At 67.3% G+C, this 25,532-nt stretch carries 24 protein-coding genes and 1 tRNA gene; 15 read left to right on the top strand and 10 right to left on the bottom strand.

The genetic code is table 11. The annotated features are described in order from the left end of the window. Positions 1-2,159 (bottom strand): excinuclease ABC subunit UvrA (gene uvrA, locus Q8O26_RS18960; protein WP_305578464.1); only part of this gene is annotated, 2,159 nt, incomplete at its 3' end. 549 nt (positions 2,160-2,708) lie between these two features. Here uvrA and ssb point away from each other — a divergent pair. The 3 genes from ssb (at position 2,709) to Q8O26_RS18945 (ending at position 4,302) form a co-directional block, all read left to right on the top strand. After that, entirely contained in the window at positions 2,709-3,236 is a 528-nt protein-coding gene (gene ssb, locus Q8O26_RS18955; RefSeq protein ID WP_305578462.1) for a single-stranded DNA-binding protein, read from the top strand. A 14-nt stretch (positions 3,237-3,250) separates the two neighbouring features. Then, on the top strand, positions 3,251-3,790 hold the full coding sequence (locus tag Q8O26_RS18950) for a GNAT family N-acetyltransferase (RefSeq protein WP_305578460.1): 540 nt from the start codon (positions 3,251-3,253) through the stop codon (positions 3,788-3,790). Between the two features lie 116 nt (positions 3,791-3,906). After that, positions 3,907-4,302 (top strand): DUF2306 domain-containing protein, encoded by a 396-nt coding sequence (locus Q8O26_RS18945; RefSeq protein WP_305578458.1) that lies wholly within the window; start codon positions 3,907-3,909, stop codon positions 4,300-4,302. A 9-nt stretch (positions 4,303-4,311) separates the two neighbouring features. On the opposite strand, the gene Q8O26_RS18940 is transcribed toward Q8O26_RS18945, so the two are convergent. Next, positions 4,312-4,941, bottom strand: coding sequence for a MarC family protein (locus tag Q8O26_RS18940; RefSeq protein ID WP_305578456.1), 630 nt, complete (start codon positions 4,939-4,941; stop codon positions 4,312-4,314). Between the two features lie 294 nt (positions 4,942-5,235). On the opposite strand from Q8O26_RS18940, the gene gyrA reads away from it, so the two are divergent. Beyond that, on the top strand, positions 5,236-7,914 hold the full coding sequence (gyrA, locus tag Q8O26_RS18935; RefSeq protein WP_371134608.1) for a DNA gyrase subunit A: 2,679 nt from the start codon (positions 5,236-5,238) through the stop codon (positions 7,912-7,914). A gap of 114 nt (positions 7,915-8,028) precedes the next feature. Here gyrA and Q8O26_RS18930 read toward each other — a convergent pair whose 3' ends face one another. Further along, positions 8,029-9,195, bottom strand: a complete 1,167-nt coding sequence (locus tag Q8O26_RS18930) for a M20 family metallopeptidase (protein ID WP_305578452.1) — start codon at positions 9,193-9,195, stop codon at positions 8,029-8,031. Positions 9,196-9,370: 175 nt separating this feature from the next. On the opposite strand from Q8O26_RS18930, the gene coaD reads away from it, so the two are divergent. The 5 genes from coaD (at position 9,371) to tgt (ending at position 13,297) form a co-directional block, all read left to right on the top strand. Then, the gene (gene coaD, locus Q8O26_RS18925; protein WP_305578450.1) at positions 9,371-9,877 is read left to right on the top strand and encodes a pantetheine-phosphate adenylyltransferase; all 507 of its coding nucleotides are present in this window, start codon (positions 9,371-9,373) and stop codon (positions 9,875-9,877) included. 36 nt (positions 9,878-9,913) lie between these two features. Next, positions 9,914-10,480: a peptidylprolyl isomerase gene (locus Q8O26_RS18920; protein ID WP_305578448.1), complete on the top strand. Its 567-nt coding sequence runs from the start codon at positions 9,914-9,916 to the stop codon at positions 10,478-10,480. Between the two features lie 33 nt (positions 10,481-10,513). Next, the gene (locus tag Q8O26_RS18915) at positions 10,514-11,014 is read left to right on the top strand and encodes a peptidylprolyl isomerase (RefSeq protein ID WP_305578444.1); all 501 of its coding nucleotides are present in this window, start codon (positions 10,514-10,516) and stop codon (positions 11,012-11,014) included. A gap of 73 nt (positions 11,015-11,087) precedes the next feature. Then, the gene (queA, locus tag Q8O26_RS18910; protein ID WP_305578442.1) at positions 11,088-12,164 is read left to right on the top strand and encodes a tRNA preQ1(34) S-adenosylmethionine ribosyltransferase-isomerase QueA; all 1,077 of its coding nucleotides are present in this window, start codon (positions 11,088-11,090) and stop codon (positions 12,162-12,164) included. Continuing rightward, complete coding sequence (gene tgt / locus Q8O26_RS18905; RefSeq protein ID WP_305578440.1) at positions 12,161-13,297, top strand: tRNA guanosine(34) transglycosylase Tgt; 1,137 nt, start codon at positions 12,161-12,163, stop codon at positions 13,295-13,297. Before queA ends, tgt begins: the two co-directional genes overlap by 4 nt. A gap of 9 nt (positions 13,298-13,306) precedes the next feature. On the opposite strand, the gene Q8O26_RS18900 is transcribed toward tgt, so the two are convergent. Next, positions 13,307-14,131, bottom strand: coding sequence for a polyphosphate kinase 2 family protein (locus Q8O26_RS18900; protein WP_305578438.1), 825 nt, complete (start codon positions 14,129-14,131; stop codon positions 13,307-13,309). A gap of 134 nt (positions 14,132-14,265) precedes the next feature. On the opposite strand from Q8O26_RS18900, the gene Q8O26_RS18895 reads away from it, so the two are divergent. After that, positions 14,266-14,628 (top strand): hypothetical protein, encoded by a 363-nt coding sequence (locus Q8O26_RS18895; protein ID WP_305578436.1) that lies wholly within the window; start codon positions 14,266-14,268, stop codon positions 14,626-14,628. A 3-nt stretch (positions 14,629-14,631) separates the two neighbouring features. Here the strand turns inward: Q8O26_RS18895 and Q8O26_RS18890 are convergent, their stop codons facing one another. Further along, positions 14,632-15,135, bottom strand: a complete 504-nt coding sequence (locus Q8O26_RS18890) for a DUF2937 family protein (protein WP_305578434.1) — start codon at positions 15,133-15,135, stop codon at positions 14,632-14,634. A 165-nt stretch (positions 15,136-15,300) separates the two neighbouring features. On the opposite strand from Q8O26_RS18890, the gene Q8O26_RS18885 reads away from it, so the two are divergent. Continuing rightward, positions 15,301-15,561 (top strand): hypothetical protein, encoded by a 261-nt coding sequence (locus tag Q8O26_RS18885; protein WP_305578432.1) that lies wholly within the window; start codon positions 15,301-15,303, stop codon positions 15,559-15,561. 138 nt (positions 15,562-15,699) lie between these two features. Then, positions 15,700-15,774 (top strand) — tRNA-Lys (locus Q8O26_RS18880). 32 nt (positions 15,775-15,806) lie between these two features. On the opposite strand, the gene Q8O26_RS18875 is transcribed toward Q8O26_RS18880, so the two are convergent. From Q8O26_RS18875 to recG, 5 genes are all read right to left on the bottom strand, one after another. Then, positions 15,807-16,553: an SDR family oxidoreductase gene (locus Q8O26_RS18875; protein ID WP_305578430.1), complete on the bottom strand. Its 747-nt coding sequence runs from the start codon at positions 16,551-16,553 to the stop codon at positions 15,807-15,809. A gap of 84 nt (positions 16,554-16,637) precedes the next feature. Beyond that, positions 16,638-17,381, bottom strand: a complete 744-nt coding sequence (locus Q8O26_RS18870; RefSeq protein WP_305578428.1) for a hypothetical protein — start codon at positions 17,379-17,381, stop codon at positions 16,638-16,640. A gap of 23 nt (positions 17,382-17,404) precedes the next feature. Further along, a complete protein-coding gene (locus Q8O26_RS18865) occupies positions 17,405-18,310 on the bottom strand; it encodes a PfkB family carbohydrate kinase (protein WP_305578426.1) in 906 nt (301 codons plus the stop codon). Next, positions 18,307-18,672 carry a YbaN family protein gene (locus Q8O26_RS18860; protein WP_305578424.1) on the bottom strand — a complete coding sequence of 122 codons (366 nt, stop codon included), beginning with the start codon at positions 18,670-18,672 and terminating at the stop codon, positions 18,307-18,309. The genes Q8O26_RS18865 and Q8O26_RS18860 overlap by 4 nt, the downstream gene beginning before the upstream one ends. A 2-nt stretch (positions 18,673-18,674) precedes the next feature. After that, a complete protein-coding gene (recG, locus tag Q8O26_RS18855; protein WP_305578422.1) occupies positions 18,675-20,789 on the bottom strand; it encodes an ATP-dependent DNA helicase RecG in 2,115 nt (704 codons plus the stop codon). 211 nt (positions 20,790-21,000) lie between these two features. Between recG and Q8O26_RS18850 the strand changes: the two genes are divergently transcribed. The 3 genes from Q8O26_RS18850 (at position 21,001) to clpS (ending at position 25,477) form a co-directional block, all read left to right on the top strand. Beyond that, the gene (locus Q8O26_RS18850) at positions 21,001-21,300 is read left to right on the top strand and encodes a succinate dehydrogenase assembly factor 2 (protein ID WP_296578420.1); all 300 of its coding nucleotides are present in this window, start codon (positions 21,001-21,003) and stop codon (positions 21,298-21,300) included. Further along, on the top strand, positions 21,300-24,833 hold the full coding sequence (mfd, locus tag Q8O26_RS18845) for a transcription-repair coupling factor (protein ID WP_305578418.1): 3,534 nt from the start codon (positions 21,300-21,302) through the stop codon (positions 24,831-24,833). Before Q8O26_RS18850 ends, mfd begins: the two co-directional genes overlap by 1 nt. Positions 24,834-25,141: 308 nt before the next feature. Next, the gene (gene clpS, locus Q8O26_RS18840; protein ID WP_296578500.1) at positions 25,142-25,477 is read left to right on the top strand and encodes an ATP-dependent Clp protease adapter ClpS; all 336 of its coding nucleotides are present in this window, start codon (positions 25,142-25,144) and stop codon (positions 25,475-25,477) included. The last annotated feature ends 55 nt before the right edge of the window (positions 25,478-25,532 follow it).

Raw genomic sequence — 25,532 nt, 5'->3', positions numbered from 1 at the left:
TTGGAGCGCGGCGTGCGGCCTATGGGGGACTGGTCGACTATGATGACCTTGTCTATCTGCCCGGCCCCCTTCATGGAGCGGAAAGCGCCGGGGACTTCCTTGGATTTGTAGAGCTCCCTGGCCAGCGCCTTGTAGACTATCTCGTAAAGCAGGGTGGACTTCCCCGAGCCGGAAACCCCGCAGATGCTGACGAACAGGCCCAGCGGGATCTTTACGTCGATACCCTTCAGGTTGAACTGGCTGGCACCAGTGAACTCCAGGAATTTTCCGGAGTGTGCGCGCCGCTCCCGCTTCACTGCGGTGGAACGCTCGCCTGTCAGGAAGGGCCCGGTCACGGACTTCTTGTTCCTGATTATGTCAGCGAGCGAACCCTGCGCCACTATATACCCGCCGGCCAGGCCGGCGCCGGGCCCGAGGTCTATGATATGGTCGGCCGCCCTTATCACGGCCTCGTCGTGTTCCACCACCAGCAGGGTATTGCCGATATCGCGCAGGGACTTCAAAGTGTTTATGAGCCGGGCATTGTCCCGCTGGTGCAGGCCTATGGTGGGCTCGTCCAGCACGTAGAGGACGCCGGTCAGCGCCGAGCCGATTTGGCTGGCGAGCCGGATACGCTGGCTCTCGCCTCCAGACAACGTCCCGGAATTGCGGCCGAGCGTGAGATAGTCGAGGCCGACATCGATGAGAAAGTGCAGCCGCTCGCGGATTTCCTTGAGGATGCGCGCCGCGATCTCGTTCTGCTTGGCGTTGAGATTGTCGGGCAGGGCGGCGAACCAGGCGCCGGCAGCCCGCACCGACATCTGCGACACCACGCCGATATGGACGCCGCCGACCCTGACCGCCAGCGCCTCCGGCTTCAGGCGGAAGCCCGAGCAGGCCTTGCAGGGCACGTCCGACACATAGCGGGAGATTTCCTCACGCGCCCAGTCGCTCTCGGTCTCCTTGAGCCGCCGCTCGAGGTTGCGGACGACGCCCTCGAAGGTCTTGATCGTCTCGTAGGAGCGCAGGCCGTCGTCATACTTGAAGCTGACGGTTTCCTCGCCCGTTCCGAACAGGATGGCATGGCGCGCCTTCTCGGGCAGTTTCGACCAGGGAGCGGTGAGCGAGAACCCGTAATGCTTCGACAGGGCGTCGAGCGTCTGCGTGTAGAAGGGGGAGGTCGAGCGCGCCCAGGGGCCGATGGCGCCCTTGCGCAGCGACAGTTCCTTGTCGGGAATGACGAGATCGGGGTCGATCGTCTGTTCGACGCCGAGGCCGTCGCAAGCCGGGCAGGCGCCGAAGGGGTTGTTGAAGGAGAACAGCCGCGGCTCGATCTCGGAAATGGTGAAGCCGGAAACCGGACAGGCGAACTTCTCCGAGAAGAGCACGCGCATCGCCTCGCCACCTTCGGTCTTCTGGTCGGCGAACTCGATGACCGCGATGCCGTCGGCGAGTTTCAGCGCGGTCTCGAAGCTGTCGGCGAGCCGCGTCGCCATGTCCGCCCGCACGACGATGCGGTCCACGACGACATCGATGTCGTGCTTGAGCTTCTTGTCGAGCACCGGCGCATCGGCGATCTCGTAGAAGGCGCCGTCGATCTTGACGCGCTGGAACCCCTTCTTCTGCCACTCGGCCAGTTCCTTGCGGTACTCGCCCTTGCGGCCGCGCACTGCCGGCGCGAGCAGGTAGAGCCGTGCGCCTTCGGGCAGGGCGAGGGTCTTGTCCACCATCTGGCTGACGGTCTGGCTCTCGATCGGCAGGCCGGTCGCCGGCGAATAGGGCACGCCGACCCTGGCCCAGAGCAGGCGCATGTAGTCGTAGATCTCCGTGACCGTGCCGACGGTGGAGCGCGGGTTCTTCGACGTCGTCTTCTGCTCGATGGAGATGGCGGGCGACAGCCCATCGATCTGGTCGACGTCCGGCTTCTGCATCATCTCGAGGAACTGGCGGGCATAGGCCGACAGGCTCTCGACATAGCGCCGCTGGCCCTCGGCATAGATCGTGTCGAAGGCGAGCGAGGACTTGCCCGACCCGGACAGGCCGGTGAACACGACGAGGGAATCGCGCGGGATCGTCAGGTCGACGTTCTTGAGATTGTGCTCGCGGGCACCGCGCACCGAGATGAACCGGGAATCGGGACGCCGCACGTCGCCACTGAATTTGTCGAACAGATCGGTCATCGCAGAGGGCTCTCGGACAGCACCACCAGGCCGCAACGCGGCTCTGGACAGCGCGACTAGCTAGGCAGCGTCACGGCAGGAATATGTCAGCAGGCGGCGCCCGCGCGCCACGCACCCGAAGTTAGAACGCATCCGAAGGAAAACCAGACCTGCCGTCCGAAAGTATGTCAGCCGTGCGCCTGTCGGTCTGCTGCGCTGATCGCCTCGAAGGAAGCCATGCCCCCAGTCGCAGCAAGGCGCAATCGTCGAACATGATGGGAAACTACCGCACCAGCGTTGCGCTGTCAAGGACTATGATCCTATTTTTTGATCGCCGTCCGGTTTGCGGTCCGTCCGGCGCTCGGGATGAATCCTGATGCGAACCTATGTGGTCTTGCCTGGTGGCGCAAGAACAAATAAGGAACAACGGGGCCGACGAAGCGAAGCTGGGGAATAGTCCCCGAATTGCCGGCCGGCACCGTGACGCGGCGTCTGGAACATGGGAAGCGTCAGGCTGGATGTGAGCGCAAGGCGCCCCGGGCCATGGCTGCGGGGAAGGGGAGAACGACGATGGCAGGTAGCGTCAACAAGGTCATCCTGATCGGCAATCTGGGCCGCGACCCAGAGGTCCGCCGGCTGAACAACGGCGAGCAGGTATGCAACCTGCGCCTCGCCACCACCGAGACGTGGCGGGACAAGGCCAGCGGCGAGCGCAAGGAGCGCACCGAGTGGCACCAGGTCGTGATCTTCAACGACAATCTGACGAAAGTGGCCGAGCAGTACCTGAAGAAGGGCTCCAAGGTTTACGTCGAGGGCCAGCTCCAGACGCGCAAGTGGACGGACCAGGCAGGCGTCGAGAAATATTCGACCGAGGTGGTGCTGCAGCGCTTCCGCGGTGAGATGGTGCTCCTCGACAGCCGCGGCGGCGGTGGCGGCGGCGGTGGTGCCGATTACGGCGACGAGGGCTTCGGTGCGTCCGGCGGCTTCAGCGGTGGCGCCGTCGAGGGCCGTTCCAGCGGGGGGCGAGCGGAAGCGCCGCGGCGGTCCGCTGCGCCTGCGGGCGGTCGTCCGATGGACGATGACGAGATTCCGTTCTGACGTGCAGGGACAACGTGACCGGGCAACGGCGCAGCGCCCAGGCTGAAACGGGTTCGGTCCGCCTGCGGCGGGCCGAGGCCGGCGATCTCGATTTCGTCATCGCCACCGAACGCCTGCCCCACAATGAGCTGCGCATCAGCCAATGGCCGCGGGGGCGTCACGAGGCCTGTCTGGGCGATCCGGACTACGCCTATTGGCTGGTGCTCGATGATCAGGGCCGGCCTCTCGGCTACGCCATCCTGCGCGGCCTGACCGATCGCCACGGCAATATCGCGCTCCAGCGCATTTCGATCGCGACACCCGGCCAGGGCACCGGCCGTGCCTTCCTTGTCGCGCTCGCCGACTGGGCCTTCGCGGAAACGGCCTGCCATCGCTTCTGGTTCGACGTCTTCACCGACAATGCCGTCGCCCGCGCCCTCTATCGCGCCGTCGGCTTCATCGAGGAGGGGGTGCAGCGTGAAAGCATCGTCCGGGCCGACGGCCGAAGGGCGAGCCTCGCGCTGATGTCGACCCTGCGGCCGGAATGGCAGGCGCTGCGGGCTGCTGCGGTCTGACCTTCCGGGAGCACTGCAGCGGGCGCCTGACGAGACTTTTACGAGGGAAATGTAAAGCACATTGACATGCCGGATTATCAATGTAAAACACATTGATATCGCACCTGGACCCGACCATGACCCTCGCCCCGATCCTCGCAGCGTCCTTCGTCGTCCAGTTGCATGTGGTGACGGCTTTGGCCCTGATCCCGCTGACCGCCATCCAGTTCTGGCGCCCGAAGCGCGGTGACTGGCACCGCTGGATCGGTTGGGCCTGGGTCGTGCTCATGACGGTGACGGCGGTCTCGTCGTTCTGGATTCACGGCCTGAGGCTCGTGGGGCCGTTCAGCCCCATCCATGCGCTGTCGCTGTTCACTCTCGCGAACCTCTATCTCGGCATCCGGGCGCGGCGGCAGAACCGTATCATCGCGCACAGGTCCCACATGATCGGCATCGCCGCCGGCTGGGCCGTGGCAGGGCTCTTCACCCTGCTGCCGGGCCGCATCATGGGCCAGGCCGTCTTCGGCGGCTGAGCACCCGGCTTACGCGCGCAGCGCCGCCCTCACGCCGTCCATGACGAACTGCACCGCCAGCGCGGCGAGGATGATGCCGAGGAGGCGCGACACCACGGCGTTGCCGAGCGTGCCCAGCAGGGCGTTGACGGTCTCCGCCATGTTGAGGCAGGCCCACGAGACGAGGATGACCACGGCGAGCACGCCGATCAGCGCCGCCATCATCACCGTACTGCCGGCCGCCTGACCGGCGAGCAGCAGCGTCGCGGTGATCGCACCGGGTCCTGCCAGCAGCGGGATGGCCATCGGAAAGGCGGCGACATTGACGATGTGTTCCTTGTCGATGGCCTCGCGCGCCGTCTCGGTCTTGCGGCCCGCCCTCAGCCCGAACACCATCTCGAAGGCGATCCAGAATACCAGCAGGCCGCCGGCGATGCGGAAGGCGGGCAGCGAGATCCCCAGCATGCGCAGGAGCCAGTCGCCGAAGAAGGCGCAGGCCGCCAGGATCAGGAAGGCGATCAGGCAGGCACGCCAGGCGACCTGGCGACGCTGGGATGCCGAGAAGCCCGGGGTGACGGCCAGAAAGATCGGAACGAGGGCGATCGGCTCGACGATCACGAACATCGTGACGAGTGCGCTGGTGATGAATTCGACGGTCATGGGCGCCCCGTTTCGGTGTCCGGCGCCGACGATTGTGGGCGTTTGCGACCCGCGCCGTCCACAGTCCTGATGCCGATGCCGGCAAGACGTTGAATCTGCGAGATAATCCCGCGCGGGAATTCCGCCTTTGGGGTTGGAGATCAGCGCCGGAATCGGCTAGAACAGCCCATCCAGCGGGCGCCCCGCGCCCGCCCCACCGGAAGAGTTCTCTTGGCTGACGACGACGACAAGACGCCGGCGGGCGCGACGCCCACCGACCCGACCGAAATTCGCCCGATCTCGATCACCGACGAGATGCGGCGGTCCTATCTCGATTATGCGATGAGCGTCATCGTCAGCCGCGCCCTTCCGGACGCGCGCGACGGCCTGAAGCCCGTGCACCGGCGCATCCTCTATTCGATGCACGAGAACGGCTACGAGTGGAACAAGCCCTACCGCAAGTCGGCCCGCATCGTCGGCGACGTCATCGGTAAATACCATCCGCACGGCGACCAGTCGGTCTATGACGCCCTCGTCCGCATGGCGCAGGACTTCTCCATGCGGGTCGAACTCATCGACGGGCAGGGCAATTTCGGTTCGGTCGACGGCGATCCGCCGGCGGCCATGCGCTACACCGAGGTGCGGCTCGAGAAGATCGCCGACCAGCTCGTCTCCGACCTCGACAAGCAGACCGTCGACTTCCAGGACAACTACGACAATTCCGAGCGGGAGCCGAAAGTGCTCCCCGCCAAGTTCCCGAACCTTCTGGTCAACGGCGGCGGCGGCATCGCCGTCGGCATGGCGACCAACATCCCGCCGCACAATCTCGGCGAGGTGATCGACGCCTGCATCGCGACGATCGAGCGGCCGGAGATCGAGGTCGAGGAACTGATGGACTATGTGCCGGGTCCGGACTTTCCGACTGCCGGCATCATCCTCGGCCGCACCGGCATCCGGCAGGCCTATCTGACCGGCCGCGGCTCGGTCGTCATGCGCGCGCGCACCTCCATGGAGACGGTGCGCCGCGAGCGCGAGGCGATCATCGTCACCGAGATTCCCTATCAGGTGAACAAGGCGCTGATGCTCGAGCGTCTCGCCGAGCTGGTCCGCGAGAAGCGCGTCGAAGGCATCGCCGAGTTCCGCGACGAGAGCGACCGCGAGGGTATGCGTGTAGTCATCGAGCTGAAGCGCGACGCCGTCGCCGACGTCGTCCTCAACCAGCTCTTCCGCTTCACCGCCCTGCAGCAGAGCTTCGGCTGCAATTTCGTCGCCCTGAACGGCGGCCGTCCCGAGGTCATGAACCTCAAGGACCTGATCGTCACCTTCCTCGCCTTCCGCGAGGAGGTCGTCTCGCGGCGCACCAAGTTCCTGCTCGGCAAGGCGCGCGACCGCGCCCATGTCCTGTGCGGCCTCGCTATCGCGGTGGCGAACATCGACGAGATGATCCGCATCATCCGCACCTCCGCCGACCCCGCCTCGGCCCGTGAAGCCCTGATGGGCCGTGACTGGGATGCGCGCGACATCGCCCCGTTGATCCGCCTGGTCGACGATCCGCGCCATCCGCTCAACGAGGACGGCACCTACCGCCTGTCCGAGACCCAGGCGCGTGCCATTCTCGACCTGCCGCTGCGCCGCCTCACGGCCCTTGGCCGGGACGAGATCGGCGACGAGCTGAAGACGCTCTCCGATGAAATCCTCGACTATCTCGACATCCTGCGCTCGCGTCTGCGCATCATGGCGATCATCACCGACGAGCTGAAGGCTGTGCGCGACGAGTTCGCCACCCCGCGCAAGACCGAGATCGTCGACGGCATCGGCGAGTTCGAGGACGAGGATCTCATCGCCCGCGAGGACATGGTCGTCACCGTGTCCCATGCCGGCTACGTCAAGCGCGTTCCGCTCTCGACCTACCGGGCCCAGCGCCGCGGCGGCAAGGGCCGCTCCGGCATGCAGACGAAGGACGAGGATTTCGTCACCCGGCTCTTCGTCGCCAACACCCACACGCCGATCCTGTTCTTCTCCTCCAAGGGGCAGGTCTACAAGATGAAGGTCTGGCGCCTGCCGCTGGCGGCACCCCAGGCCCGCGGCAAGGCCTTCGTCAACATCCTGCCGCTCGAGCAGGACGAGCGCATCACCACCATCCTGCCGCTGCCGGAGGACGAGACCACCTGGGGCGATCTCGACGCCATGTTCGCGACGACCCGCGGCACCGTCCGGCGCAACAAGCTCTCCGACTTCGTCCAGGTGAACCGTGGCGGCAAGATCGCCATGAAACTCGACGAGGGCGAGGGCATCGTCGGCGTCGGCGTCTGCACGGAATCCGACGACGTGCTGCTGACCACGGCTCGCGGTCAGTGCATCCGCTTCGCAGTGCCGGAAGTGCGCGTCTTCAAGGGCCGCGATTCCATGGGCGTGCGCGGCATCACGCTGGCCGAGGACGACCGTATCATCTCGATGGCCATCCTTCGGCACTTCGATGCGGTGTCCGAAGAGCGCTCGGCCTACCTCAAGATGCGCCGCGCCATCGCGGGCGAGGCCAGTGCGGGCGAGGAGACCGGCGAGGACGAGGAGACGAACGGATCGGGCGAATTGGCCGCCGAACGCTATGCGGCCATGTCGGCGGCCGAGCAGGTCGTGCTGACCATCTCGGAAAACGGCTACGGCAAGCGGACCTCGTCGTTCGAGTACCGTATCACCGGCCGCGGCGGCAAAGGCATCGTCGCCATGGCGGTGAACGACCGCAACGGCCCCCTGGTGGCCTCCTTCCCCGTCGAGGACCGCGACCAGATCATGCTGGTGACCGATGGCGGCCAGCTCATCCGCTGCCCGGTCGCCGGTATCCGTGTCGCCGGCCGCGGCACCCAGGGCGTCATCGTCTTCGACACCGACGAGACCGAAAAGGTCGTCTCGGTCGAGCACATCTCCGACGAGGGCGAGGAGGAGGGCGACCTTCCCGAGGCCGAGGGCGAGGGCGGCGAGCCGGCTGCCACCTAGGGCGAAGGACGCGGCAAGTCGTGCGTTATGCCCGGGCTGGTCCCGGGCATCCGCGGTTCTGGATGCCCCTGCAAGGAGCTGCTGCCGAAAGCATTGGCAGCGGTGACCGGGGGCCTACTCCACCTGCGTCCGCAGGATGGCCAGCGCCATCGCCTGGGCCCGCGGCACGATGCTGTAGATCTCCAGATATTCCTCCACCGTATGGGCGTTGCCGCCGACCGGGCCGACGCCGCAGATGGTCGGTGTGCCGACACTCGCGGTGAAGCCGGAATCGGCGCAGCCGCCGGAGAACTCCCCGTCGAGCGTTGCAAGCCCCACATCGCGCGCCGCCGCCTGGTAAGCGGTGAAGATCGCCTTCGCCTCCGGCGTCTGGACGACGGGGAGGAACTCGCCCTTGATCTCCAGCTTGGCGGTGGTGCCGGCCACCGTCGGCGTGTCGATGATGCCGCGGATGGCATCGAGGGTTCGTGCCCTGTCGGCCGGATCGATATAGCGCAGATCGATCTGCCCCTCGGCGTGGGGAGCGGTGGTGTTGACCGACTGGCCGCCGGAGACCAGGCCGACATTCAGGGTGATGCCCTTGTCGAGATCGGTCAACGCGTGAATCTGAACCACCTTGTGAGCCAACTCTCCGATAGCACTGATACCGCTCGTGAAATTCCCGCCGGAGTGGGCGGCTTTTCCATAGACGTCGAAGCGCATGAAGACGCCGCCCTTGCGGCCGGTGGTGACGTTGCCGGAGGGTCGTCCCGGCTCGGAATTGTAGACCGCTCGCGATGCACGGCCCTCCCGTTCGATGATCGGCCGCGACGACGGCGAGGCGATCTCCTCATCCGAGGTGATGAGCACCCGGATCGGGCACGGCATGCCGCCCATCGCCTTGAAGGCGGCAGCGACGAAGACGTTCATCACCAGCCCGGCCTTCATGTCGGCGACGCCAGGTCCGTGGGCCCGGCCCCCCACGATGCTGAAGGACCGTCTTGAGACCTCACCTTTAGGAAAGACTGTATCACGATGGCCCATCAACAGAATCGGCTTCTCGTTTGATCCGGGTTCTGCGACCAGCGCATGGATCGCGTCACCATAGACGTCATGATGCTCCCGCCAGGCCGTGATGCCGTGTTCCTCGAAGAAGCGCTCGAACCGGGCGCCGACGGCGTCCACACCGGTCTTGTCGTAGGAGCCTGAATCGATGTCGACGACCTCGCGCAGCAGGTCGACCATGGCGTCCTTGTGCGCCGCGAGCCATTCGGTGATGCGGGTTTCGGTCGGTGCGGTCATGGCGTGTCCTCGACGAAGCGGCGGTGCAGGTGCCGCCATTCTTCCAGCCTCAGGCCTTGCGAGGCAACCGATCCGCCGCATGCGCCCCATGATGGACCACGTGTCCGCCTCGGGTTCGCTTGCGCCGGACCCCGGCCTTCGCTAAGCCTCGCCGGTCCTGTCGCGGCGGAGCCCCATGACGAAACGCATCGCGCTTTACACGGGTTCGTTCGATCCGGTCACCAACGGCCATCTCGACGTCATCCGCCATGCCTGCCGCCTCGCCAACGAACTGGTGGTCGGGGTCGGAGTCCATCCCGGCAAGGCGCCGATGTTCTCGTCTGACGAGCGTCTGGCCCTTCTCGAGACGGTTTGTGCGCCGATCGCCGCCGCCGAGGATTGCGGCTTCCGCACCATCACCTTCGACGATCTCGCGGTCTGGGCAGCCCGTCGTGTCGGCGCGAGCCTGTTCATCCGCGGCCTGCGCGACGGCACGGACCTCGACTACGAGATGCAGATGGCCGGCATGAACGCGGCCATGGAACCGGGCGTGCAGACGATCTTTCTACCGGCCTCGCCCACGGTCCGCCCCATCACCGCCACGCTCGTCCGCCAGATCGCATCCATGGGAGGCGACGTGACCTCCTTCGTTCCCCCTGCCGTGGCCGAGGCGCTCGGCGCCAAGATCAAGCGCCGCGCCTGACCGCGCGCGGTCCCGTTCCAACCGGAGAGACGTCCCTTGAAGCGCCGCACCTTCCTCGCCAGTTCGCTGGCCCTTGCCGCCGCCACTCCCGCCGCTGCCCAGGCCATCCGCCTGCCTGCCGGCGCCGACCCGGAAAACACGCTTGTTATCGAGCTGAAGGACGGGCCGGTCATCATCCGCCTGCGGCCCGACCTCGCGCCGCGCCACGTCGAGCGGATCAAGACACTCGCCCGCCAGGGCTTCTATGACGGCATCGTCTTCCACCGCGTCATCGAGGGCTTCATGGCCCAGACTGGCGACCCCCAGGGCACCGGCATGGGCGGCTCGCCGCTGCCCAATGTCCAGGCCGAGTTCTCGCGCGAACCCTTCGTGCGCGGCACGCTCGGCATGGCCCGGTCGCAGAGCCCGAACTCGGCCAACTCGCAGTTCTTCATCATGTTCGCCGAGGGCTCGTTCCTCAACAACCAGTACACGGTCTTCGGCAACGTCGTCTCCGGCATGGAGGCGGTCGACAAGATCAAGCGCGGCAACCCCTCCGCCAACGGCACCGTGACGCAGCCGGACCGCATGGTCCGCGTCCGCGTCGCCGCCGACATCCGCTGAATTTCTTCCCGCATACCAACACAGGAGGCCTGGATGGCCCTGGACGCAGAAAACACCATGATCCTGGAGACGACCAAGGGTCGCGTCGTCATCGCCATGCGCCCGGATCTGGCGCCCGGCCATGTCGACCACATCAAGAAGCTCGTCCGCGAAGGCTTCTATGACGGCATCGTCTTCCACCGCGTCATCGACGGCTTCATGGCCCAGACCGGCTGCCCGCAGGGTACCGGCACGGGCGGTTCGAAATATCCGGACCTGAAGGCCGAGTTCAACGCCGAGGCCCATGTCCGCGGCACCACCTCGATGGCCCGGGCACAGAACCCGAATTCGGCCAATTCGCAGTTCTTCATCTGCTTCGACGACGCCCGCTTCCTCGACAAGCAGTATACCGTCTGGGGCAAGGTCGTGGACGGCATGGACAATGTCGACGGCATCAAGCGCGGCGAGCCCGTGCGCGATCCCGACAAGATCGTCGTCGCCAAGATCGCGGCAGACGATGCCGCCACCTATGGCGAGATCATCGCCAAGCTCTGATTTCCCATGGTAGGGACGCGGCGCCCGGAGCGATCCGGGCGCCGTTTTCTTTTGGCAGGAGCCTCCGGCCCCGATGCGCGTCGACCTCTTCGACTTCGACCTTCCGGCCGAGCGGATCGCGCTCCGGCCAGCAAGCCCGCGCGATGCCGCGCGGCTGATGGTCGTCGGACCGGGTGGGGCGGTCGCCGACCGGATCGTCCGCGACCTGCCGGACATCCTGCGCCCGGGCGATGCGCTCGTCTTCAACGATACCCGCGTCATCCCCGCCCAGTTGGAGGGCATCCGCGAGCGGGCAGGGCAGGTCGCCTCGATTTCCGCCACCCTTCATCGTCGCCTGGCGCCCGATCGCTGGCTCGCCTTCGTCAAGGGCGCGAAGAAGCTGCATCCCGGCGACGTCGTCCGCTTCGGCGAGACGCCGGAGGCCTGCCTCCTCTCGACCGTCGACGCCAAGGTCCTGTCCAAGGATGACGATGGCGTGGTCTTCGCCTTCGAACTCGCCGGCGTCCATCTCGACGAGGCCATCGCCCGCGTCGGCCATATCCCGCTGCCACCCTACATCGCCTCGAAGCGGCCGGAGGATGCACAGGACCGGGCCGACTACCAGACCGTCTATGCCAGGGACGAGGGCTCGGTCGCCGCGCCCACGGCGGGCCTCCACTTCACCTCGGAACTCCTCGAGCGGCTCAAGGCACGCGGGGTCAGCCTGCACTTCCTCACCCTGCATGTCGGCGCCGGCACCTTCCTGCCCGTCAAGAGCGAGGACACGGCCGGCCACCGCATGCACCCGGAATACGGGCACGTGACGGCGGAGACCGCCGCTGCCCTCAACGCCGTGCGCGCCGCCGGTGGCCGCATCGTCGCCGTCGGCACCACGTCGCTGCGGCTCCTTGAAAGCGCCGCTGCAGAGGATGGCATGATCCATCCCTTCGCCGCCGAGACCTCCATCTTCATCACGCCCGGGTACCGCTTCCGCGCCGTCGACGTGCTGATGACCAATTTCCACCTGCCGCGCTCGACCCTTTTCATGCTGGTCTCGGCCTTCGCCGGGCTCGACACGATGAAGGCGGCCTATGCGCGCGCCATCGCCTCGGGCTACCGGTTCTATTCCTATGGCGATGGCTCGCTTCTCTTCCGCGAGGATGCGCGATGACCGGTTTTTCCTTCGCCATCGCGGCCCGCGACGGCGCCGCCCGCACCGGGACCGTGTCGACGCCGCGCGGGGCGATCCGCACGCCCGCCTTCATGCCGGTCGGTACCCAGGCGACGGTCAAGGGCATGTATATGGATCAGGTCAGGGCGCTCGGCGCCGACGTGATCCTCGGCAACACCTATCATCTCATGCTCCGCCCTGGGGCCGAGCGGATCGCGAAGCTCGGCGGCCTGCACCGCTTTGGCGGCTGGACCGGACCCATCCTCACCGATTCCGGCGGTTTCCAGGTCATGTCGCTGGCCAAACTGCGCAAGCTCACCGAACAGGGCGTGACCTTCTCCAGCCATGTCGACGGGTCGCGCTTCGACCTGACGCCGGAGCGCTCGGTCGAGATCCAGGGCCTGCTCGGCGCCGACATCCAGATGCAGCTCGACGAATGCGTGGCGCTTCCCAACGAGCGCGCCGCCATCGACAAGGCGATGCAGCTGTCGCTGCGCTGGGCCGAGCGCTCGAAGCGCGCCTTCGAGATGCAGCCTGAGGGCAGGGCGCTGTTCGGCATCGTCCAGGGCGGTGACCAGCCGGACTTGCGCGTGGCAAGTGCCAGGGCGCTCGCGGCCATGGACTTTCCCGGCTATTCCATCGGCGGCCTCGCGGTCGGCGAGCCGCAGGATGTCATGCTCGCCATGATCGAGGCGGTGATGCCGCACCTGCCGGACGAGAAGCCGCACTACCTGATGGGCGTCGGCACGCCCGACGATCTCCTCGCCGCCGTCGCCCGTGGCATCGACATGTTCGACTGCGTCATGCCGACGCGCAACGGCCGCCACGGCCAGGCCTTCACGCGTTTCGGCAAGGTCAATTTCCGCAATGCCCGCCACGCCGAGGATCCGCGGCCACTGGACGAGGCCTCGTCCTGCCCGGCGGCCCGCGACTATTCGCGTGCCTATCTGCACCACCTCGTCCGTACCGAGGAGATGCTCGGCTCGATGCTGATCACCTGGATCAACCTCGCCTATTACCAGAAGCTGATGGCCGGCGCCCGCGCCGCCATCGCGGCGGGGCGCTACGGCGACTACATGGCCGAGGTGAGGGACGGCTGGGCGCGCGGCGACATTGCCCCCTGGCAGGGCTGACCGCGCCCGTCACACGATTTTGAAATCCGAGGGTTTCCACGGCATTTTCGGATAGCTCGGATCCATCGTCTCCAGCGTGTCGCGGACGATCGCGGCGACGATCGCGTTGCGCGCCCATTTGCGGTCCGCCGGCACGATATGCCAGGGCGCGTGGGCCGTTGAACAGCGGGAGAGCGCGGTCTCATAGGCCTTCTGGTAGGCGCCCCAGAGCTTGCGGTCTTCGAGGTCGCCGGCGTTGAACTTCCAGTTCTTGGTCGGGTCGTCGAGCCGCTCCTGCAACCGCTCGGCCTGCTCCTCCTTCGAGATGTGGAGCATGAATTTCAGGATCACGGTGCCGTTCTGCGTCAGCATGCGCTCGAAAGCGTTGATCTGGTCATAGCGGGCTTCGATCACGTCCTTGGGCGCCAGGTTGCGCACCCGGCCCACCAGCACGTCTTCGTAGTGCGAACGGTTGAAGAGGCCGATCGTGCCCCGCCGCGGCGTCGCCATATGCACCCGCCAGAGGAAGTCGTGCGCCAGGTCCTCCTCGCTCGGACGCTTGAAGGCGGTGACGGTCACGCCGAGCGGGCCGGTGGCGTTGAAGACGCCGCGGATGGTTCCGTCCTTGCCCGACGTGTCGGTGCCCTGCAGAACCACGAGCAGCGCGCGCTTGCCTTCGCCGTAGAGGCGGTCCTGCAGGCGGTCGATGGCGTCGACATCCTCGGCGAGGCGGGCGCGCACTTTCGCCTCGTCACCGAGAAAATCGACCTGGCGCGGATCGATGGATTCGAGCGCCACCTCGTCGTCCGGAGACACGACGAGATGCTTCATGTGCTTCGGGCAGGAATGCGTCATGGTTCACCTTGCGAGAGGGGGGCGTAATGGTCCCGCGTCCGCCGCATCAGCGCAAGCGCACCGCGTGCATCCGCCGACGGGTCTTCCGGTGTTCCCCACCCGGGCGCGCCTTCGCGCGACAGGGAGAACGGATCATGCGCAAGACGATCGCAATCACCGCCACGGCGCTGGCTCTGACCATCGGGAACGCCATGGCGGCGGAGGACTACGCCTCATGGCCATTGCTGCGTGACCCCTTTCCCAGCACCGGCGGCGGCGGGATCATGATCGGCGGCTACGACCCTGTCGTCACCGACGGGCGCTGCACCACCGGCTTCACCGCCACCACGCCGGACGGCACGGTCTATCGGAACAGGGTGGAATTCGATGCCGAGCCGCACCAGGGCGGTATCCTCTGCACCAACGGCCGCTGGCGGTCGGAGGACGGCAGCGCCACGGGAACGACGCCCTTCCGCGTCTTCATCAGGGACGGCGTCCGACGGATGGCGATGGAATGATGGTCAGGCGCGCTCGGTCCTGATCCGCCGCCGTCGCTGGATCGGAGCGATCGCGGCGCGGCCGCCGAGCCAGCCGACGAGGAAGCCGATGACGGTGGTCACGAGCCCCTCCGTGGTCACCGGGACGGCGGGCTCGAAGTTCTGTGCGGCGCGGCGGGCGATCTCCGGCTCGTAGCTGCGGGCGAAGGTGGCGAGGCGCCAGAACGGCCCCGCCTCCTGATAGGACTGCAGCTGCAGTTCCAGGCGGGCCGCGCGGGCGGCATCGTCCCGGATCTGTTCGCCGCGCTGGCGGACGAAGATGTCGGGGTTGGCGAGGAGCCGGCCGAGCCCGGTGTCGCGGTCCATCTGCATGCGCGCCGCGTCGGCGTCGAACTCGCGGATGATGCGGTTGAGTTCGTCCACCGCACCGCCGAGCCTCTGGCGGTACTGCTGGGCGAATTCAGGCACCTGGGAGGCGACGACGCCGAGCACCAGCGCCAGGAAGAAAACGATTCTGCGGAGGATCATGCGGGTATCTCGGGTCTCTCCGTGACCAGCGGGGGCGGGCAGGGCGCCTGGCACATGAGCAGTGCCGGCAACTGAACAAATACCGTCGTCATGCGTTCCGGTTCTACCGCCAAGAGCGGCAAACGACTGCTTTCGCAATCGTCACGACCATCCAAGGAGAATCTCATGACCAGCAGACGAATGTTCTTCGGAACGATCGCGGGTTTCGCCGCCCTCGCCACCGCCGGCGGGCTGTCGGGCGTCGCCCATGCCGCCCCCTTCGAGGCCGCGCCGATTGCCGGCGCTCCGGTCGAGATGCAGTCCGAACAGACCCCGCGCGGCCGTGTGCTGCGCCGTCGCAGCCGCGGCGCCTATCGCCGTGACTGGCGCAACCGTCGCCAGCGCGGCCGCTACTGGCGCCGCCGTGCCTATCGTCGCGGCTGGTAACAGCCCATGCGAGGCTCGCGCCGACAGGCGCGGGCTTCGCCGTTCCGGGGCGGGCAGGGGGCGCATGCCTCCCGTCCGCGTCGCGATGCCACCCGCCGTTGACTTCGCCGCGGCAATCCGCCAAACCCCCCGCCGGATGGGCGGGTAGCTCAGCGGTAGAGCACGTGACTTTTAATCATGTGGTCGAGGGTTCGATCCCCTCCCCGCTCACCATCCGCCCTTTTTGAACCGCTGAGCCTCCGACCCTAGAGCGAGAAGCCGCCGTCGACGATGTGGATGGCGCCGGTCGTATAGGCTGCCTCGTCCGAGGCGAGATAGACCGCGAGCATCGCCACCTCCTCGGCCGTGCCGAGCCGCCCGATCGGCTGGCGGTCGATGAAGGCCTTCCGCGCATCGGCCTCCGACTGGCCGGTCGAGACCGCCAGCGCCTTGATCCGCTCGTCGAGCGAGGGCGACTGGATGGTGCCTGGGCAGATGGCGTTGGAGCGGATGCCGCGGCGGATATAGTCGATCGCCACGGATTTGGTCAGACCGATCACCGCCGCCTTCGACGCGCCATAGGCGTAGCGGTTGGGAACGCCGCGGACCGACGAGGCCCCCGAGGCGATGTTGACGATGCAGCCGGAGCCCTTCTCCAGCATGCCCGGCAGGAACGCCCGGATCGTCCGATGCATGGATTTCACGTTGAGATCGAAGGAGCGGTCCCAGTCCGCCTCGCTCGTGTCGAGGACGTTGCCGTGATGGACCCAGCCCGCGGCATTGATGAGGATGTCGATCGGCCCGGTCTTGGCCGCCAGCGCCTCGACGGCGCGGGTGGAGGTGACGTCGAGCCTCAGCTTCTTCGCCTTGGCGATTCCCTCGAGCTTGCCCTTGTCGAGATCAGTGGCGATCACCTGAGCGCCCTCGGCGACGAAAGCCGCCGCGATGGCCCGCCCGATCCCGTGTCCCGCCGCGGTGACCACCGCAACCTTGCCCGCCAGCCTCTTCGCCATGCCGTCCTCCCGTCGTCGCCGTTCTTTGCGGCTCAAATCGATTGAAGTCGTGGCATGCCGCCGGCGGCCCTGTCCAGCCGCCAGCTATCCGCCAAAACGCTGGGAGAGTTGCAGATCGAAGGTCCTGAGATCGCCGAGCACGCGCTCGAGCAGGGTCGGGTCGCGCAGGCGCAGTGCGGAATCGATCACGTCGAGTGCCGCGGCGATCGCCTCGGCCTGCCGGCGGAACTCGCCGTTTCCGATCGGGTCCAACGCCGCGAAGGCCTCGCAGCGGCGCAGCGCGAAGCGATAGACGGCTGCCTTGGCGATGATGTCGCCGCGCGTCTCGCCGCGGGACAGATCGGCGGGCTGGCGCCGGTGGACCATTAGCGCCTCGATGGCCTCGCTCGATTCCTCGAGGCATTCGATCAGCCCGTAAAGCCCGATGCTGCGGCGCATTCCGATCCATTCGCGCTTGAGCGGTGCCAGTTCCTCGAGCGCGCTGTCCGGTCGCCCCAGGGCCAGCACCTCGGCCGCACGGCGCAGACGGGCGCGTCCACCCTTCATCACCTCGGCGAAGAGGTTGACCCGCGCAGCGATCGGGGGCGGCTCGGCGGCCGTCAACGCGGCGGTCTCGTCCCACATCGCGATGAGTGCCTTGAGGGAAGCTGCGGCCTCCTCGGGGCGTCCGTTCCTCAGGCTGACCGTGGTTGAGCGATAGAGCAGTTGGGCCTGCGTGAGGCCATTGATCAGAGCCGTCGTCGTCCGCGCCTCCGCGAAGGTCGCGAAGACGATGAAACAAAGCCCGATCAGGGCAGATGACAGGCGGGAGCTGAAACTTGTCGACACGAGTTGCACCTTATCCCACATCTTCAGGTCCCGGCCAGCAGCGCGTCAACCTGGTCGCGGCGCGGCATGCCCTTGCGGCCGCCGAACACGGTGCATTTCAGTGCGGCCGCGGCATTGGCGAAGCGTACCGCCAAGGCGAGCGGTTGGCCTTCCGCCAGCGCCACGGCCAGAGCCCCGTGCCATGTATCACCCGCGCCCAGCGTATCGACAGACCGGACAGGGAAGGCCGGCTCGTGTCGGACCGATCCCCCGTCCATGTACCAGGCGCCGCGATCGCCGTCGGTGACGAGGAAGACGTTGGCGGCGTTGCGGGAGGCATGGGTGAGTGCGGCCGCCAGATCCTCCATGCCCGTCAGGTCGCGCAGGGCCGGCGCGGAAAATCCCACATGGGTCGGAAGGCCCAGCACCTCGGGGCGCGACGGCCGCCGGTCCGCGTCGAGGACGGAGGGCAGGCCCGCCGCGCGGGCCAGCGGCAGGAGCGCGAGCGCCGCCTCGATCCAGCGTGTTTCCGCATAGGCGGCATCCGCCCCGCGCAGAACCCCCGCGTCGATCCAGCTGGCATCCGAGGGGATGTCGGGGTCGGAATAGCTCACCACCAGCCGCTCGCCGTGGCGGTCGATGATCACGGCCGAGACCGGCGAGCGATAGCCCGGGCAACGGCGCACCAGCGCGCAGTCGACGCCGTCGCGCTCCAGCTCCTCGATCATCATCGCGGCGAAAGGATCATCACCCAACCGCGCGACCAGCGTCACGGCTGCGCCGAGCCTCGCACAGGCGGTGGCGGCATTGCCGGCGAGCCCGCCGCCCGAGGTCACCATGTGGCTGGAGCGGAATTTCAGCGGGACGGTCGGAATGGCGTCCAGCGCATAGATGATGTCGAGCGTGGTGATGCCGGCACAGACGATGCGCTTGGCGGGACCGGGCGTCATGCGTCGGGTCTCGTCCCGACATAGACGGCGCTCGCACCGATGGCGATGCCCGACACCGCGATGCCGATCGCCGGGGCTGTGAGCCAGACGAGGCCCCAGGACAGGCCCATGGAAACGATCGCGATCACCTTGTAGCGCGGAGCGATGGCGCCGCGCTCGCGCCAGGTCCGCACCTGCGGGCCGAAGCGGGGATGGTTGAGGATCCACCATTCGAAGCGCGGCGAGGAGCGGGCAAAGCACCAGGCCGCGAGGATCAGGAACACCGTTCCCGGCAGTCCCGGCAGGAAGACGCCGATCACGCCGATGACCGTGAACAGGCAGCCGGCGAGAAAGACCAGGAATCGGAGCGGTCGGGCGAGCATGTTCAGCCGGCCTTGATAAGGCGGATCGCCTCGTTGCGTCCGAACAGGTAAAGCAGATCACGCAGCGCCGCGCCACGGGGAGAAGCGAGGTCCGGATCGGTCTCGATCATCAGCCGGGCATCGTTGCGGGCCGTCTCCAGCAGGGGCCCGTGGTGCTCGAGCCGCGCCAGGCGGAACCCGGGCATGCCCGACTGCTTGGTGCCGAGGAGATCGCCTTCGCCGCGCAGGGTCAGATCCTCTTCGGCGATCCGAAATCCGTCTTCGGTCTCGCGCATGATGTCGAGACGACGGCGCGCCGTTTCACCCAGCGGCCCCCGGTAGAGCAGGATGCAGGTCGATGCCGCCGCGCCGCGGCCGATCCGCCCGCGCAGCTGATGAAGCTGGGCGAGGCCGAAATGTTCGGCATGGTCGATCACCATGATCGATGCTTCCGGCACGTCGACCCCGACCTCGATGACCGTGGTCGCGACCAGCAGCCGGCTCTCGCCTGCCGAGAACCGGGCCATGGCGGCATCCTTGTCGCCGCCCTTCATCTGGCCGTGGACGATGTCGACCGCCACGCCGAAACGCTCCTGCAGCATGGCGAATCGTTCCTCCGCCGCGGCGAGGTCCGGTGTGTTCTCGTCGGGCTCCTCGTTCTCGGCGACGAGCGGGCAGACCCAGTAGACCTGCCGGCCCGCATCGAGCGCCCGGCCGATCCCGTCCACCACCTCGGCGAGCCGCTCCATGCCGATGACCCTCGTGTCGACCGGCTTGCGTCCGGCCGGCTTTTCTCTCAGCTGGGAGGCTTCCATGTCGCCGAAATAGGTCAGGACGAGTGTCCGCGGAATCGGCGTCGCCGTCATCACGAGAAGGTCTACCGCCTCGCCCTTGGCCGCCAGCGCCAGCCGCTGCTGCACGCCGAACCGGTGCTGCTCGTCGATCACGGCGAGACCGAGATCGGCGAACCGGACATGGTCCTGGAACAGCGCATGGGTGCCGACGACGATGTGGATCGCCCCCGATGCGAGGCTGGCGAGGATCTCCTCGCGCTCGCGACCCTTTTCCCGGCCGGTGAGGATGGCGACTCTGAGGCCCGCCGCGGCGGCAAGCGGCGTCAGGGTCCGCGCATGCTGGCGGGCCAGCAGCTCTGTCGGCGCCATCAGGGCGGACTGCCGACCGGCCTCCGCCGCGGCCGCCATGGCCATCAGCGCCACGACGGTCTTGCCCGAGCCGACATCGCCCTGCAGCAGCCGCAGCATCCGTGTCGGTGCGCTCATGTCGGCGGCGATTTCGGCAATGGCCGTCGTCTGCGATCCCGTCAGCGTGAAGGGCAGGGCGCCGACGATCCCCGCGCGCAACGACCCGTCGCCGACGTTGCGCCGTCCGGCGGGGCGTTTCAGGTTGGCGCGCACCAGCCCGAGGGCGAGCTGGTTGGCGAGGAGTTCGTCATAGGCGAGCCGCGAGCGCGCCGGGCCATCCGGCGCGAAGGTCTCGGGGCTGTCCGGCTGATGCACCCGGCGCAGGGCGGTGGCGAAATCCTGCCAGCCCTCGCGCGCGAGCAGCCGCGCGTCCAGCCATTCCGACAGCGCCGGCAGGCGGGCAAGGGCCGCCTCGGCGGCGCGCCTGACATGGCCGGATCCCAGCCCCTCGGTGAGCGGATAGACCGGCTCCATCAGCGGCATCAGCGCCGCCTGGTCAGGCGCCAGCACCCGGTCGGGGTGCACCATCTGCCGTATCCCGTCAAAGAGCTCGATCCGGCCGGAGACGATCCGCGTCTCGCCGACCGGGCACATCTGCTCGATGCGGCTGCGATGGGCGTTGAACCAGATCAGCGTCAGGTCGCCGGTCTCGTCGGAGACCAGCACCTTGTAGGGCGCGCGCGACTTTCCCGGTGGGGCCGGGCGGTGCTTCTCGACGAGCACGGCGAGGGTCACGATGGCGCCCGGCACGGCTTCCGCCAGCGTCGGGCGGGCGCGGCGGTCGATCAGGCCGCTCGGCACGTGGAACAGGAGATCGACGACGCGCGGCGGCCCCTCCACGGCGAGAAGCTTCGCATAGAGGCCTTCGAGCTTGGCGCCGACACCTTTGAGGGTCGTCAGCGGCGCAAAGAGGGGATCGAGTCGGGCGGGACGCATCGCGGCAATCTAGTCTGCGGCGGCCTTTGCTGACAGGCCGTGGCGCCGCGCGGCTTGTAAATCGCTCGCCGCCTTTGCTAGGGGTGCGCTGCACCGGGTTTCGTCCGAAAGGGCCTGCCCGGCTTTTGCCGTTAGCTGCCCTGCATTCGCGCCTGCTCCGGGCCCGCCTGCGGAGCGTAGAAGCGCTGCAACCCGATACGAGGCCCTGTCGATGACCGGAACCACCCGTTCCTCCGCCGATCTCGATCCGCGCCGCCGGAAGATCCTCTTCCGGTCCTGGCACCGCGGCACGCGCGAGATGGACCTGATCATGGGCCGTTTCGCCGACGTCCATATCGGCGATTTCACCGAGGCCGAGCTCGACGATTTCGAGCGGCTGATCGAAGTGCCTGACCGCGATCTTTTCGCCTGGGTCACCGACAAGGCCGATACGCCCGGCAATTACGACACCAGCGTCTTCCGCGCCCTCAAGACCTTCCATTCCGAGGGCCGAGGAGCCTGGGTCGGCTGATGGCCAAATCTCCTACAGCGAGCGGTCGTTCGCCTGCCGACGTCGTCGCCTCGCGCGGCCGCCTTACGCTCGCCGGCGTCCCGCCGGGCTATGACGCGCTCGTCATCTCCGACCTCGCCCGCCAGCTCCACGCCAAGGGCAACCAGGCCTCGCCGGAACTCCTGGTGATCTGTCACGACGGCCCGCGCATGCAGGCGATGGAGACGGCGCTCGCCTTCTTCGCTCCCGGTATCGAGATACTCTCTGTCCCCGCCTGGGATTGCCAGCCCTATGATCGCGCCTCGCCGAATGGCGCGGTCATGGCGCGGCGGATGCTGACGCTGTCGCGCCTCGCGCGCACGACCGGCCGCGCGACCCCCGCCATCGTCCTGACAACGGTCAACGCGGCGCTGCAGCGCGTGCCGGCGCGCGCGGTCCTGGCAAAACAGTCGCTGTCGGCGGCGCCCGGCAACGTCATCGCCATGGCCGACCTGCAGGTCTGGCTGAAGACCAACGGCTATCTGCGCACCTCGACCGTGCGCGAGATCGGTGAATATGCGGTGCGCGGCGGCATCCTCGATCTCTTCGCGCCGGGTCTCGATGCACCGATCCGCCTCGATTTCTTCGGCGACACGCTGGAATCGATCCGCTCATTCGATCCCGAAACCCAGCGCACCACCGGCAACCTGCGGCGCCTCGATCTCGTGCCGACGGCGGAAATGCAGATCACCACCGAGACCATGGTAAAGTTCCGCCTGTCCTATGTCCGCGCCTTCGGCGGCTCGACCAAGGGCGACGCGCTCTACGAGGCGGTGTCGGAAGGCCGCCGCCATCCCGGTGTCGAGCACTGGCTGCCGCTATTCCACGACCGCCTCGACACGCTCTTCGACTACCTGCCCGATTCAGGAATCGTCCTCGACGCCCAGGTCGAGGAGGCCGCCCGCGAACGTCTGACGACGATCGCCGACTATTACGACGCCCGCAGATCCGCGCTGGAACAGGATTCCAGCGCTTCCTACAAGCCGCTGCCCCCTGACGCACTCTATCTGACGGCGCAGGACTGGGACCGCCAGCGCGGCGGCGAGGCGGTGGTCAAGCTCTCGCCCTTCGCACTCGCCGGCGCCTCCGACGGGGCGATGATCGATCTCGAGGGCCGGCGCGGCCGCTCCTTCGCCGCCGAGCGGGCCGACGAGAACGCCAATGTCTTCGACGCCGTCGCGGCCCATGTGGCGTCGCTGCGCAAGGACAAGAAGCGCGTCCTCGTCGCCGCCTGGTCGGAAGGCTCGCGCGAGCGCCTGCAGCCCATTCTCGAGGATCACGGCCTGAAGGCCCTGCGGCCGGTCGCCAGTTGGTCGTCGGCACAGGCGTTGCGCGGCGACGAGATCGCGCTTGCCGTGCTCGGCGTCGAGGAGGGGTTCGAGACGCCGGATCTCGTCGTCATCGGCGAGCAGGACATTCTCGGTGACCGTCTCGTCCGCGCCCAGAAGCGCCGCAGGCGGGCGCAGGATTTCCTCTCCGACGTGACCAGCCTGTCGGCCGGTGACCTCGTCGTGCATGTCGACCACGGCATCGGGCGCTTCATCGGCCTGAAGACGGTGTCCGCGGCCGGTGCGCCGCACGACTGTGTCGAGCTCCACTATGCCGGCGGCGACAAGCTATTCCTGCCCGTGGAGAACATCGAGCTCCTGACCCGCTACGGGTCCGAGGATGCCGAGGCGCAGCTCGACCGGCTCGGCGGCGGTGCCTGGCAGTCGCGCAAGGCGCGCCTCAAGAAGCGCATCCTCGAAATGGCCGCCGGCCTCATCAAGATCGCCGCTGCCCGGGCGCTGCGCGAGGCGCCCAAACTGGTGCCGCCGGACGGTGCCTATGACGAATTCGCCGCCCGTTTCCCCTACGAGGAGACCGAGGATCAGGCGGGCGCCATCGACGCCGTGCTCGAGGACATGGGGTCGGGACGCCCGATGGACCGTCTCGTCTGCGGCGATGTCGGCTTCGGCAAGACCGAGGTGGCGCTGAGGGCCGCCTTCGCCGCGGTGCTGAGCGGCAAGCAGGTCGCGGTGGTGGTGCCGACGACGCTGCTCGCCCGCCAGCACTTCAAGACCTTTGCCGAGCGCTTCAAGGGTCTGCCTGTGACCGTGGCCCAGGCCTCGCGCATGGTCGGTGCAGCCGATCTCGCCGCCGCCAAGAAGGGCCTGACCGACGGCACTGTGGACATCGTCGTCGGCACCCACGCGCTGCTCGGCAAGGCGATCGCTTTCAAGGATCTCGGCCTCGTCATCGTCGACGAGGAGCAGCATTTCGGCGTGGGCCACAAGGAGCGGCTCAAGGAACTGCGCGCCGAGGTCCATGTCCTGACCCTGACCGCGACGCCGATCCCGCGCACCCTGCAACTCGCCATGACCGGCGTGCGCGACCTGTCGATCATCGCGACACCGCCGGTCGACCGCCTGGCGGTGCGCTCCTTCGTGACGCCCTTCGATCCGCTCATCATTCGCGAGGCGCTGCTGCGCGAGCGCTACCGCGGCGGTCAGGCCTTCTTCGTCTGCCCGCGGATCGAGGACCTCGCCGAAGCCGAGGCCTTCCTGCGCGAACATGTGCCCGAGGCGAAATTCATCGTTGCCCATGGCCAGATGGCTGCCGGCGACCTCGAAGACCGGATCGGCGCCTTCTACGACGGCAAGGTCGACATCCTGCTCTCCACCACGATCGTCGAATCCGGCCTCGACATCCCGCGTGCCAACACGCTGATCGTCTGGCGTGCCGACATGTTCGGCCTCGCCCAGCTCTACCAGCTGCGCGGCCGCGTCGGCCGGGCGAAGACCCGCGCCTATGCCCTGTTCACGCTGCCCGAGAAGAAGCCGGTGACGCCGCAGGCCGAGCGGCGCCTGAAGGTGCTGCAGTCGCTGGACACGCTCGGGGCGGGATTCCAGCTCGCCTCGCACGACCTCGACATCCGCGGCGCCGGCAATCTCCTTGGCGACGAACAGTCCGGCCATATCCGCGAGGTCGGCTACGAACTCTACCAGCAGATGCTGGAAGAGGCGGTGTCGATGATGAAGGCCGGCCTCGTCGATGAGATCGTCGAGGACAAGTGGTCGCCGCAGATCACGGTCGGCACGCCCATTCTCATTCCCGAGACCTATGTGGAAGACCTCGGGCTGCGATTGTCGCTCTACCGGCGCCTCGGCGACCTCGACACCGACGAGGCGATCGACGCCTTCGCCGCCGAGATGATCGACCGCTTCGGGCCGCTGCCGCCGGAAGTCGAGCATCTGATCAAGGTCGCGGTCATCAAGGCCTATTGCCGCCGCGCCAATGTCGAGAAGGTCGATACCGGACCGCGCGGCATAGTGATGGCTTTCCGCGACCAGAAATTTGCCAATCCGGCGGGTCTGGTCCGCTATATCGGCGAACAGGGATCGCTGGCCAAGGTCCGGCCGGACCAGAAGATCGTCTTCATCCGCGACTGGCCGCGGGCCGACGATCGCCTCAAGGGTACGGCCGTCATCCTGCGCAACCTCGTCAAGATTGCCGAAACCAAGAAGGCGGCGTGAAGGTGCCTTTATCAGATCAGGGCGGCCTGAGGCCGTCGGGACGGCGGCGTCGGTGGGATCGTCAGGGCTTTGTCCACCACCACTGGCAAGACCGTGCCCGCGCGCCTATTTTGGGGCTAGCCTCCAGCGGTATGGCTCGGCATGATTCCCGCAGTGCAGGCGTCCATATCCGCCATGGAATGGACATGGATCGAACCGGCTATTCAGGCGTGGCGTCAATGCGGCACGAATTCACGACAATGACACGAGACGCAAGAGCGGGCAGGGGCATGACGGGGGTGGTCTCGCAAGGCGCCGCCACCGTCGCGATGGCCGGAAAACGCGACGAGCGCGATCAGGACCCCGGCGGGCCGGGCACCTCGGTCATCGCCAAGACGCGCCCGCAGACCAAAAAGCCGAGCCTCTACCGGGTTCTGCTGCTGAACGACGACTACACGCCGATGGAGTTCGTCGTGCACATCCTGCAGAAATTCTTCAACAAGAGCACCGACGACGCGACGCGCATCATGCTCCACGTGCACCAGCACGGCGTCGGCGAATGCGGCGTCTACACCTACGAGGTGGCGGAGACCAAAGTGACCCAGGTCATGGACTTCGCTCGCAAGAACCAGCATCCGCTGCAATGCGTGATGGAAAAGAAATGAGTTTTGTGAGCGCCGGTTTTCCGGCACTCTTGGGCGCTTCGGCGCACAGCGAAAG

Source organism: Phreatobacter sp., from assembly GCF_030691135.1.
Taxonomy (GTDB): domain Bacteria; phylum Pseudomonadota; class Alphaproteobacteria; order Rhizobiales; family Phreatobacteraceae; genus Phreatobacter.
Note: the sequence above shows the minus strand (reverse complement) of the source record. Positions and strands in the feature narration are given on the sequence as shown.